The 12,930-nt window shown below is 31.7% G+C and carries 9 protein-coding genes; 6 read left to right on the top strand and 3 right to left on the bottom strand.

Annotated elements, in window-relative coordinates:
- Positions 1-20 precede the first annotated feature (20 nt).
- Both hemC and hemA read right to left on the bottom strand, forming a co-directional pair.
- Positions 21-1,598: a hydroxymethylbilane synthase gene (gene hemC / locus WNY60_RS06495; protein ID WP_342861896.1), complete on the bottom strand. Its 1,578-nt coding sequence runs from the start codon at positions 1,596-1,598 to the stop codon at positions 21-23.
- The gene (gene hemA / locus WNY60_RS06490; protein ID WP_145004678.1) at positions 1,591-2,853 is read right to left on the bottom strand and encodes a glutamyl-tRNA reductase; all 1,263 of its coding nucleotides are present in this window, start codon (positions 2,851-2,853) and stop codon (positions 1,591-1,593) included. The genes hemC and hemA overlap by 8 nt, the downstream gene beginning before the upstream one ends.
- A 195-nt stretch (positions 2,854-3,048) precedes the next feature.
- Here hemA and WNY60_RS06485 point away from each other — a divergent pair, with 195 nt between their 5' ends.
- Complete coding sequence (locus WNY60_RS06485) at positions 3,049-3,942, top strand: AraC family transcriptional regulator (protein WP_145004675.1); 894 nt, start codon at positions 3,049-3,051, stop codon at positions 3,940-3,942.
- 37 nt (positions 3,943-3,979) lie between these two features.
- Here WNY60_RS06485 and WNY60_RS06480 read toward each other — a convergent pair whose 3' ends face one another.
- A complete protein-coding gene (locus WNY60_RS06480; RefSeq protein WP_342861895.1) occupies positions 3,980-7,462 on the bottom strand; it encodes a TraB/GumN family protein in 3,483 nt (1,160 codons plus the stop codon).
- Between the two features lie 152 nt (positions 7,463-7,614).
- On the opposite strand from WNY60_RS06480, the gene hemH reads away from it, so the two are divergent.
- From hemH to WNY60_RS06455, 5 genes are read left to right on the top strand one after another with little or no spacing between them, the layout of a single operon-like run.
- Positions 7,615-8,646 (top strand): ferrochelatase, encoded by a 1,032-nt coding sequence (gene hemH, locus WNY60_RS06475; RefSeq protein ID WP_342861894.1) that lies wholly within the window; start codon positions 7,615-7,617, stop codon positions 8,644-8,646.
- Entirely contained in the window at positions 8,646-9,986 is a 1,341-nt protein-coding gene (locus WNY60_RS06470) for an MATE family efflux transporter (protein ID WP_342861892.1), read from the top strand. The genes hemH and WNY60_RS06470 overlap by 1 nt, the downstream gene beginning before the upstream one ends.
- A 39-nt stretch (positions 9,987-10,025) precedes the next feature.
- Complete coding sequence (locus WNY60_RS06465) at positions 10,026-10,574, top strand: CopD family protein (RefSeq protein ID WP_339807592.1); 549 nt, start codon at positions 10,026-10,028, stop codon at positions 10,572-10,574.
- 54 nt (positions 10,575-10,628) lie between these two features.
- On the top strand, positions 10,629-12,083 hold the full coding sequence (locus WNY60_RS06460; RefSeq protein ID WP_339807593.1) for an ATP-binding protein: 1,455 nt from the start codon (positions 10,629-10,631) through the stop codon (positions 12,081-12,083).
- An 11-nt stretch (positions 12,084-12,094) separates the two neighbouring features.
- Positions 12,095-12,877, top strand: coding sequence for an enoyl-CoA hydratase-related protein (locus WNY60_RS06455; protein ID WP_342861890.1), 783 nt, complete (start codon positions 12,095-12,097; stop codon positions 12,875-12,877).
- The last annotated feature ends 53 nt before the right edge of the window (positions 12,878-12,930 follow it).

The raw sequence follows: 12,930 nt of genomic DNA, 5'->3' as shown, positions 1-12,930 counted from the left end.
TATGTTGTCCTTTTGGCGGACTATGACATGTAATGTTGGTTTACTAACTCTATTACACTTTCTACCGTTGGTACTTTTGCTATACGTACATCTTTAAAATGTTTGCTTGCTTCTTTAGCGGTAGTTTCGCCAATACAAAAAGCAATACCATTAGCATCATTTTCTTTTTTATAACTTTGTACTGTTGATGGGCTGTAAAACATAACACCTTCAACACTTTCTGGAAGACTGATGCTATCTAGCTTGGTTTGATAAGCTTCAACCTCGTTAACTGTGATATTGTTTTCTTTTAAAATTGATGGTAAATCATCTAATCTTAAGTCGCTACAAAAATAAGTTACTTCTGTGCCTTCAATAAAATCTACTAAATATTGCGCTAGTTTTTTTGCGTTTTTTTCAGTGTGAGTGACTTTACCAATACGCTTTTCAATCATTTTTTTGGTACGACGACCTACACAGTATATGTTTTTAAATTGAAGCTCTATGGCAGAATAATTATTTAATAATGCTTCAACAGCATTTTGGCTAGTTATAACTACGTTTTTTATTTCGTTTTTAACAAATCTTGGGTGTATTCTATTTAAACTAATCTTTACAAAATCAGAGCTTTCTGCTTTTACTTTTTCGTTAAATAAAAAGCGTTGATCTTCAGTTAATGATTTGGTAGAATATATGTTTGTTGGTATATGAGACTCTTTAAGCTCGTCCATTAAACGGTTACCACCACGATCTAAAATGTAATTGGCGCACCACTCTGCAATATCATGATGTTCTCCTACTGCTTTAACGCGTTTAACCTGTATTTTTTTAGTTCCGTCTTTGCTTAAAAGTATCCCTTCAAAAGTTAGTTCTTCATCTTTAATAAAGGCTAAAGCACCAATTGGAGCAGTGCAACCACCTTCAAGTTTGTTTAAAAAAGCACGTTCTATTTTGGTGCAAATTTCAGTTTCTTGATGATTTATTTGTGATAAGATTGTTAGGGTTTCTTCATCGTCAGCCAAAGCAGCAATCATTATTGCACCTTGTGCAGGCGCAGGAATCATCCAATCTAAATTAACAGCGTCTTCTGGTCTTAAGTCTAAACGACCAATACCTGCAGCCGCAAAAATAGCTCCATTCCAATCGCTATCTTCTAGTTTTTGTAATCTAGTGTTTACATTTCCTCTTAAATCTACTAAGGTGTGTGTTGGAAAACGGTTTAACCATTGTGCACGTCTACGTAAACTTCCGGTTGCTATGGTTGCCTCTCTTGACCCTAAAAACTCTTCGTTGTTTTTAAAGACTAAAGTGTCCCTAACATTACCACGTTTTAATACTGCAGCTTGTACAATGCCATTTGGCAGTAGTGTTGGTACATCTTTTAAGGAATGTACTGCAATATCAATATCTCCATTTAGCATGGCAATATCTAAAGTACGTGTAAAAATTCCTGTAATACCTAACTCGTAAAGTGGTTTGTCAAGTACGATGTCTCCTGTAGATTTTATAGGGACTAATACAGTTTGATGACCTAATGCTTGTAATTGACTTTGTACTGCTTTTGCTTGATATAAAGCTAACTCGCTATCACGAGTTCCGATTCTAATTATTTTAGACATGCTTTGCGGTGTTTTCTAATTGAAACACTTTTTTTATTAATTCCAAACTTTCGTCTGTTGAGAAAGCATCATCTTTTAGATGATGAGCGAAATGATTGGTTATTTTTTGAATAATTTTATTACTTATAATTTCGGCTTGTTCTTCGTTAAAGTTAGCCATTTTTTTGCGTTGCGTATCTAACTCGGCATTTTTAAAACCTTGTAGTTTATGTTTTAATGCCTTGATTGTTGGTGCAAACTTTCTAGTTTCTAACCAACCTATAAAGTCAGCTTTGATGTCTTCTATAATACTTTCTGCTAATGGTATTTGAAGTTTTCTGCGCTCTAAAGTCTCATCGGTAATTTGCGATAAATCGTCTAAATGTATACGTTTTACGTTAGGTAAATCTGTTACGTTTTCGTCTACATTTTTAGGAATAGATAAATCTAAAATTAATAAGTCTTTTTTAGATTGAATTAGTTGTTTATCAACCGTTGGGTTTTGTGCTCCAGTAGCTACAATTAAAATGTCAGCTTCATTTATTTCTTCTTGTAGGTTGGCATAATCCTTAACCACTAAATTAAATTTACCAGCAACAGCTTCTGCTTTTCCTTTGGTACGATTTATTAATGTGATTTGCTCGTTTTTAGTATGCTTAACTAAATTTTCGCAGGTGTTACGTCCAATTTTACCAGTACCAAACAATAGTATGTTTTTGTTGGTTACGTCTTCAATAGTATTTAAAATGTATTGAACAGAAGCAAAAGATACACTTGTTGCACCAGAAGAAATTTCGGTTTCGGTTTTAATGCGTTTGCTTGCTTGAATTACAGAGTTTACTAAACGCTCAATAAAAGGGTTTAGTAAGCCATGTTTTTTAGATTCGATGGTACTTTTTTTAAGCTGTCCAATTATTTCAAAATCTCCTAAAATTTGGCTGTCTAATCCAGAACCAACTCTAAATAAATGCGAAATAGCTTCTTTGCCTTTATAGATATATGCAAATTTTTGGAACTCTTCAACAGTTCCTTTTGTGTTATCGCACAATAGTTGAATTAATTGATATGGGTGTTCTGCAAAACCGTAAATTTCTGTACGATTGCAAGTTGACGTTACGATTAGGCTTTCTACTCCGTTTGATCTAGCTTGGTTTAAAAGGGCTTCTTTAGAAGATTCATCTAAACTAAAATGACCTCTAATTTCTGCATCTGCCTTTTTATAACTTAAACCTAACGCGTAAAAATATGTGCCTGTTGACATGTGATAGTGCTCCATTTACCTGACTGGGACTTTATTGTTAGCAAATTTATGTTGTATATTATTTAAAAAGTAACGCTAAAAGAACTTTTAATAACGATTGTGGTTTTTTAATCGTTATTTTAACGTAACAATGATATTTATCATATTTTTGTAGTGAAATCAATGGTTTTAAAGCTTGTTGTTTAGAATCAATCTAAATAAAATAATTTTATGGCACTTATTAAAGATCTTAAAAATGTCGCTGAAGGTTCGTTTAACGAAACACAGGTTGATCAGGATGTTTTTGTTTTAACTTATCAAAATGAAACGTCTAATAATCAGATTGTTGAGCGCTTTATTGATAGTGGTTTTATTCAATTTCATTTTTGTTTAAAGGGTAATAGTGACTTTATATTTAACAATGGTAACTACGTTTTAAATATTGCTGAAGAAACCTCATTGCTGCTTTATAATCCGCAAAAAGACTTGCCAATTAATCTACATGTAAAGCCTGATTGTTGGTTGGTTTCTGTTTTAATATCTATAAAAAAGTTTCATGGTTTGTTTTCTCAAGAAGCCGATTATATCACGTTTTTAAGTAGTGATAATAAGGATAAAAAATATTACAAGGATGGAAAGATTTCGCCATCTATGGCTATTGCATTAAATCAAATTATTAATTATAACTTAAACTCATCTATTAAAACCTTGTATTTTAAAGGAAAAGCATATGAGTTACTTAGCTTGTATTTTAATAGAGGAGAGGATGCTAATATTGATCAGTGTCCCTTTTTAGTAGATGAATCTAATGTTGCTAAAATTAAGCAAGCCAAAGATATTGTAATTGCTAGAATGGCAGAGCCACCAACTTTACAAGAATTGTCTGAAGAAATAAATTTATCGCTTAAAAAATTAAAAGAAGGTTTTAAGCAGATTTATGGAGACTCTGTTTTTAGTTTTTTGTTTGATTATAAAATGGAGGTTGCAAGAAAGCTTTTAGAGACAGGTTCGCACAATGTTAACGAGGTTGGTTTGCGTGTTGGATATAGTACGGCTAGCCATTTTATCGCTGCTTTTAAAAAAAAGTATGGTATTACTCCTAAAAAGTATATACAGTCCATATAAAAAAAAGCGCTTAATTTATTAAGCGCTTTTTGTTTGTTTAGTAACCACTATCGTCCAGTCGTCTGCGGTTTTTATGGATAACTAGGTCTAAAACATCTTTCATTAATTTATCTTCTTCCTCGTTTTGATCGATATAATTACCACTGTAACCAGAGTCGTAATAGACTTCAGTCTGGAGCCTGTCTTTTGTTTTAGATTTTAAAAAGCCTGCATAATATAAACGTTTGGTTTCATCCTTATCCTCTTTTTGTACTAACATATAAAAATACATGTCTCCCTCTTGATCGTCGTCTGTTTTAAAGGTTTTTTTGCCTAAAAAATGAATAGAATCTCTTTCTTTTTCGATAGTTGTGTTTCCAAACAAACTAGATTTAGCATACATTTCTTGACTAATTTTTTCTGTTAGATACGGTTTGTATAGCTTTTTACGATACATTTTGTCTACTAAGTTGGCTTGGTTTTTATAGTCGTCTATTGTTTTTTCTTTTAATTTTTCTGGTATTGCTTCTCCAGTTTCTTCTAATAATACATAATATGTTGTAAGTGCAGTAACATTGTCGCTATCTAATAGTTTGTTGAAAAAGTTTTTAGCTTCGGCTTCTTTTCTAAACGGAAAAATTAATTTTACAAAAGCATATAATGAGCTACTGTAAGATCTATAATTATAACTTGCTTTAGATTTTAAGCTTCGTTTAACTTCTATTTTACCATCTTTTATTAATTGCTTTCTGTATTTTTTATAAGCTTTTGTTTTAATAATACTACTGTCTTTTAATTTTGCTAACAGCTCGTAAATAGGCTCTTTATATTCCTCAATTGATGTGTATTCTAATAGGTCAGGAAAAAGTGTTTTTTTAAGCGCTAACGAGTCGTTATAATTATAAAACATTGAGCTAATAGATCCACTTAAGGGTAGGTCTTTATTAAGTAGATCTAAAAAAGTAGCATAAGATTTTTTTGTTGATTTATTTAAAAGTGACCTTAAAATAGTGTTTTGAATATCAGGTTTAGAGTAAGACTCTTCGTATAAATTATTTAAAAAAGCATCTGTTCTAGGGTCTTCAAGTTTTGCCAATTCTGAAATTAAAAAAGTTTTAAAATCTTCTTTATTATCCGGAAAATCAAAGTTTTTAATCAAATCTATCATAGTACTTGCGTTAGATTTATTAAACTTCACTTTGTTTTTTGCTTTAAATACTATGCTGTCGTTATCACGTAGTGCTTTAAAAAAACGTTCAGTTTTGTCACTAAAAACAGATTCTCCTAACAACGTGTCTAAAGGTTGAAATGTATTATAAAAATTAGCGATAAAAGGTGTTGGTTTTGATAGCGTGTCCGTTAGGCTTTTAATTTCAAAAAGAGCACCTTTATTAAGTATGTTTTTTACTAAGATTGCTTTTGCACTTAACGAGTCTTTTAAGGTGTACTCATAAACATACTGATTATCTTTTTTATACTTTTTCTTGTCAGAAATATTATATTTTTTGAATCCGTCAATTTTTTCAACAGCTTTTAATTCTGCATCAATTTCATTCCATAGGCTATCTACATTTTTGTACATCTGCAAATCATGAAATTTTAGTTTGCTTATGTATACTTGCTCATTTGATTTTGAATAGTAAGTGGTGCGCTTAGTTTTTTCTTCGTAATCTTTAGGTGTACTATAGCTGTAATAGTCGTATGGAGGCGTTGATTTTGTGTTAGTGACTACAGAAAAATGTAACGATGTGTCAATTATTTTTGTAAACCCTTCCTGATTAATAGGTGTAAATTTAAAGGATTTAAAAAAGTTATCTGCTAATTGTTTATTAGTACCAATATAGCCTAATAAAAAGTAGCTTCCGTCTTTTACTATACTTTTTAAGTGGATGTTTTCTAAAGACGTTGAGTCCTTTTTTGCTACACCTTCATAACTGTAATATTTGTTGTTTTTGTACTCTCCTGTAGAATCTTCAATTTCAAAATCTTTGAAAAAGTTGGTGACGATATATTTAGCTTCAAATTTATCTTCTTCAATATAGTATACATCGTTAAAAGCGACTTCTTTTACAAAATAATAATCGTCTTTTATTTTACCTTGGATTAATTTTTGTCCTGCATTTTGGACGTTATCTGTGGTATGGTATTCTGGAAAATTAACCTTGTATTTATTGTAAGCAGAGGTAAAGGTTGTTAATGTATTTGTTGGTGTTTTAAATTTTATAGATTTAAATATTGGTGCTTCATTTTTTAAAACATACTCTTTTTGACCAGCAAATTTTATCACGACTACTTCTAAAGGTGTTTTGTATATATGATATTTTTGATAGTCACCTTTTTTAGTTTTATTTAAAATACTGATACCTGGATACGGATTGGATAGTATTTCTTTTTTGATAATATCTCCAGGAATATCCTCAAATAAAAAATTATCTAATCTATCTAAAGAAATTTCTTTGTCGTTTGGTAAATAATCAAAAGTATTAAACCTACTAATAGTTAAATACGCACCATTGGTCATGTCTGGAGATATGTAATATTTTTGACCACCATAATAAAACTCATAAAGTTCCGTAAAAGCCTTTAGGGTTAAAAAACCATCAGGTGTACTTTGTTTTGTAATGCTAGTTGGTGCAATAAATGCTTCAATTTGTTCTTTTTTGGTTTGTGCGACAGTCGTTTGTTTAGATAGTAAAGGTTTTACTGTGTAACCTTTGTCTTCAAGCATTTTTAGCATCCCTTTATTTCCTGGTAAATGTGCAGCGCCAACACCTGCAAATACGGATTGTGATTGCATTAATGAGTCTAAAACATGTACCATATTGGCATTGCGTATGTACAACATGTTTTCTCTAAAATACTCAGTGTTGGAAGCAACTCCGATAGAGTCTAACAAAGCTAAATTGCGATCTCTATAAGTGTTTTCTTGAACTAGATATGGGTTTTCTTTTTCATACAATTTAGTTAACCAAGGGTCTATTTTGTTTTTTCTTGCGTTACGTTGTGCTTTCGATACTAAATAGCGAGACTCTTCAATATCTTCTAAGCTATAAATGGCTTTATTTTTCTTTTTACCAGCTTGATAAATAAACATATCCAAGTAGGTTTCTTCTTCAAAATTATCGGCATAACCATCTTTACGATACAGATAGCCATTAATCATTCTGTTATCAGATCTTATACTACCTCTAATGGCAACTTCCTCTGGATGTTCTATTCCAAAAAGTGTTGAGTAAAAATTTTTGTCATAACTCTGAGAGTAATTTTGAGGAGTTAAAGTCGTTGTCTGGTAATTAAAAGCTAACCAAGTGGAAGGGTCAGACTCTAAAGCAATGCTCTCACTGTTTTCTAAAGCCTTAAAAAAAACATCATCTAGTCTAAAAGCAACTTTTGCACTAACGTGCATTGTGCCATAAATATATGACGATTTAGTTAAATTGTTTCCAGAGATTTCCCAAAGCAAACTTTGATCGTTATTTTGATTTTGTGAAAGAGAGGTAAATGAAATTGCACAGAAAAGTGCAAATATGTAATTTTTCATATATTAATAATATCTACTCGTAAATATATCAAACTTAATTTTAACTGAAAGATTTTGATTATATTATAATAAGCTATAAGTATAATCAACGTCTTAAGTTTATTATATATTTTAAATTAGAGTTGTATTTTTGCATCTGAAAAAGATAACAGATGAAAAAAGGAATACTACTTGTAAATTTAGGGTCACCAGAAAGTCCGACTCCAAAAGATGTTAAAAAATATTTGGGAGAATTTTTAATGGACGAGCGTGTTATAGATGTTCCGCTTTGGGCTAGGACGCTTTTAGTTAAAGGAATAATTTTAAACACTAGACCTAAACAAAGTGCAAAAGCTTACCAGAAAATTTGGTGGGATAATGGGTCACCATTAATTGTGCTTTCAGAGCAGTTACAAGATAAGGTTCAGGAAAAAGTAGACTTTCCGGTAGCTTTAGCTATGCGTTACGGAAGTATGACTATTAAAAAAGGGCTTCAAGAATTGGTTGATAAAGGTGTGGAAGAAGTCTTTTTAATTCCGTTATATCCTCAATTTGCTATGGCAACTACCGAAACCATTTTGGTGTTAGCAGAGGAGGTTAGACAAGCCAATTTTCCTAATTTAAAAATTGATAGCTTACCAGCTTTTTATAACAAGCCTGATTATATTAAAGTGTTAGCCGAGTCTATTAAAGGTCATTTACAAGGTAAAAATTACGAGCATTTATTATTCTCGTATCATGGTGTTCCAGAGCGACATATTAGAAAAAGCGATATTACTAATGGACATTGTAAAATTGATGGTAGTTGTTGCGAAACCGCAAGTAAAGCACATGAGTTTTGTTATAGACACCAATGTAAAGAGGTTACCAGATTAGTTGGACAATATTTAGGTTTGGAAGACAATACGTATTCTACCTCGTTTCAATCTAGATTAGGTTTTGATCCATGGTTACAACCTTATACAGATCGTACTATAGAACGTTTAGGTAAACAAGGCATAAAAAATATGGCGATTGTTACACCTGCTTTTGTTAGCGATTGTTTAGAAACTTTAGAAGAAATAGCAATGGAAGGAGAAGAAATTTTTCATGAAGTTGGAGGAGAGGGCTTTACAACAATACCTTGTTTAAATACAGATCAAAATTGGGTAAACTTATTAGCAGATTGGATTAACGATTGGTCTAAAACTGCTGTTAAGGGATAATGCAGACAAGCAAATCTTCAAACTTAGGGACAGAAGCCATAAGCAAACTCTTGATAAAACAAGCAGTGCCTGCATCTATTGGTATTTTGGTAATGTCACTAAATATTTTAGTGGATACTATTTTTGTAGGTCAATGGATTGGGTCTACAGCAATTGCAGCTATAAATGTTGTACTACCAGTCTCTTTTTTTATTGCTGCCTTAGGGATGAGTATTGGTATTGGAGGTTCTTCAATTATTTCTCGTGCTTTAGGTGCAGACAATAAAGAAAAAGCTTTAAAAACCTTTGGTAATCAAGTCTCTTTAACATTGTTATTTACTGTAAGTTTTGCTGCTTTGGGGCTTTATTTTGTAGATCAATTAATTCCTGCTTTTGGAGGTAAAGGTGCTATTTTTGATCCAGCAAAAGTGTACTACGAGATTATCCTGTACGGAGTTCCTGTTTTGGGTTTTGTAATGATGGGTAATAGTGTAATACGTGCAGAAGGTAAACCCAAATTTGCAATGTATGCTATGCTAATTCCTTCCGTTGGAAATTTAGTATTAGATTATATTTTTATTGGAGTATTAGATATGGGAATGTCTGGTGCTGCTTGGGCTACAACAGGCTCATATATCGTGTCATTTTTGTTTATTTTCTGGTATTTTTTATCAGATAATTCTGAATTAAAAATAAACGTTTCTCATTTTAAATTACATAAAAAAATAGTTGCCGAAATCGGTTCGTTAGGTTTTGTAACCCTATCAAGACAAGCTGTAGTTAGTGTTACTTTTTTACTAGTTAATAATACGTTGTTTGATTTTGGTGGTGAAACATCTGTAACAGCCTATGCAATTGTAGGAAGGATGAGTATGTTTGCGTTATTTCCTGTGTTTGGTATTACGCAAGGATTTATTCCTATAGCAGGTTACAATTATGGATCAGAGCAGTATGATCGTGTTAAACAGGTAATTTATGTTGCTATTAAATATGCGACTATTTTAGCAACTATAGTTTTTGCTATTTTAATGTTGTTTCCAGAAGCTATTACTAAATTATTTACAACAGATATACAGGTTTTAAAAGTTACACCAAACAACATGCGTTGGGCTTTTGCTGCCATTCCTATATTAGCAATTCAGTTAATTGGAGCTGCTTATTTTCAGGCAGTAGGGAAGGCTTTACCTGCGTTATTCTTAACATTAACAAGACAGGCTATTTTCTTTATTCCTTTGATGTATATATTACCAATGTATTTTGGCGAATTTGGTATTTGGGTGTCCTTTCCAATTTCGGATATTTTATCTACAATCGTAACCGCTTTCTTTTTACGTAGGGAAGTAAGGCTTAAATTAAATTAGTAATTGCCTATATTTAACTAGTTATTTTTAAAAAAAACTATGGAGTACTATAATTACATTAAATCATTACATCTCATATTTGTAGTCACGTGGTTTGCTGGTTTATTTTATATACCAAGATTATTTGTTTATCAAATAGAAGCATTTTATAAACCCTCTCCAGATAAAGAAATTTTAGGTGAGCAGTTAAAGCTTATGGCTAAACGCTTGTGGTTTATTATTACTTGGCCTAGTGCTATATTAGCTACAATTTTTGCAGTTTGGTTATTAATTTTACAACCGTTTTGGTTGCAGCAACCTTGGATGCATGTTAAGTTAACCTTTGTGGTATTGTTATTTTTATATCAATTTCAAACACATATTTACTTTAAACAATTACAAAATGATGTGGTTAAAAAATCTTCAAATTTTATGCGTATGTATAATGAAGGTGCCACATTTATACTTTTTGCAGTTGTCTTTTTAGTAATACTTAAAAGTGCCATAAATTGGATGTTTGGCGTTATAGGTATTTTTGTTTTAGGGGTTTTACTTATGTTAGGCTTTAAGGTTTATAAGCGCATCAGAGAGAAAAATCCAAAAGCTTAATCTAAGCATTGCTAAATCTTATGTTTTTGGTGTGATTATTGTTATATTTAAACAATGAAAATTACTAGACTTTCTTTACGACTTCGCATCTTTTTTGCGATGATTTTTTTGGTCCTTTTGGCATCCATTTTAATTGCATTAGTTGCTGCTTATCAGTATAGCGAAGAAACTCAAGATTACCATAAGTTACGTTTAGAAAGAAAAGAAATTAGCATAAAACGTCACATTAACTTTATTATTAAAGAAACCTCTTTTGAGGTGGTTCCAGAAAAGTTACCCTTAATTTTTAAAGATGAAATCTATAAAATAGCTAACGTACATGGACTTCAGGTTAACTTGTACGATTTAGAAGGGTCCTTGCTAATTTCTTCCAAAGCAGCATTGCCTTATGATATTGCAGAAAAATGCGTAAAAGCGGAAGCGCTTAATACATTATCTAATACCACTACGCATAGATTTGTCGAGTTAAGAGAAGAAAAAGGAGAAAGTTTTAGATCGTCTTATACCTACATTGTCGATGAGAAATTTAAACCACTAGCCATATTAAATTTACCTTATTTAGAAAATGACGACTTTTTATCTAAAGAGTTAAATGAATTTTTTGAGCGTTTGGGATATACCTACCTTTTAATGTTAATTATAGCAATTGTTTTAGCTTATTTTTTGTCAAAATATATAACTAAAACATTAAAAACTATTAGTGATAAAATGAATCAAACACGTTTAGAAAAACGTAATGAAAAGATAGAAATTGAAAGTACAACAGAAGAAATCTCTACTTTAGTAAAAGCATATAATAGCATGATTGATCAGTTAGAAGAAAGTGCTGTTAAGCTTGCTAAAAGCGAGCGCGAACAAGCTTGGAGAGAAATGGCTAAACAGGTAGCTCATGAGATTAAAAATCCATTAACACCAATGCGTTTAACAGTTCAAAGTTTTCAGCGTAAGTTTAATCCAGAAGATCCAGATATAGTACAAAAATTGGATGAGTATAGTAAAACACTAATACAGCAAATTGATACTATGAGTGCAATTGCAGGTGCTTTTTCTAATTTTGCTAAAATGCCAGCACAACAAAACGAACTACTTGATGTGGTTAAAATTGTAGACTTAGCGTTGGATATTTTTAATGAAGATTATATCCAGTTTGCACCAGAAAAAGACGAAATTATTGCCAAATTTGATCGTACCCAATTAATTAGAGTGATTACCAATTTAGTTAAAAATGCAATACAAGCTATTCCAGATGATAGGATACCTCAAGTTATTGTAAAAGTATTTGAGGATAACAATCGCGTTGTTTTAACCATTTCGGATAACGGAATAGGGATTTCTGATCAAAATAAAGACAAAGTCTTTGAGCCAAAATTTACAACAAAGTCTAGCGGAATGGGTCTTGGTTTGGCAATGGTAAAAAATATAGTAGAAACCTATCAAGGAACAATTACCTTTACATCTGTTAAAGATGTTGGAACAACCTTTACGGTTTCATTTCCAAAAGAATATTAAAACATTTACATATGAATTTCGAAAACATACTTACTAAAACAGCAAACGGAATAACAACTATTACAATTAATAGACCTTCAAAATTAAATGCGTTAAATAAGGCTACTATTACTGAGCTTCATCATGCATTTGATAATGCAAATAAAGACGCAGACACTAAGGTGATTATTATAACCGGAAGCGGAGAAAAAGCATTTGTAGCAGGAGCAGATATTAGCGAGTTTGCAAATTTTACTGTTGAAAATGGTGGTAAATTAGCAGCGCTTGGTCAGGAAATGTTATTTGACTTTGTTCAAAATTTACAAACGCCTGTTATTGCGGCTGTCAATGGTTTTGCGCTTGGTGGAGGATTAGAGTTGGCGATGGCAGCACATTTTAGAATTGCCAGTGATAACGCAAAAATGGGATTGCCAGAAGTAAGTTTAGGTGTAATACCTGGTTATGGTGGTACGCAACGTTTACCGCAATTAGTTGGTAAAGGTCGTGCAATGGAAATGGTTATGACTGCAGGAATGATTGATGCTGATACAGCATTAAACTATGGGTTAGTTAATCACGTTGTAGCTTTAGAAGAATTAATACCTCTTGCCGAAAAAATAGCAAGTAAAATTATGCGTAACTCAAGCGTAGCAATTGGTAAAGCTATTCAAGCAATAAATGCTAACTACACAGATGGTGTTAATGGATTTGATATAGAAATTAAGGAATTTGGTGCTTGTTTTGGTACAGCAGACTTTAAAGAAGGTACAACTGCATTTTTAGAAAAACGTAAAGCAGATTTTCCTGGAAACTAAACAATAGTTTTTTAAATTTTAAACAAAAAAAAGACGCATTATTGCGTCTTTTT

It is taken from the genome of Olleya sp. AS48 (genome assembly GCF_038900355.1).
GTDB lineage: Bacteria > Bacteroidota > Bacteroidia > Flavobacteriales > Flavobacteriaceae > Olleya.
This window is presented reverse-complemented; position numbering and strand designations above follow the sequence as displayed.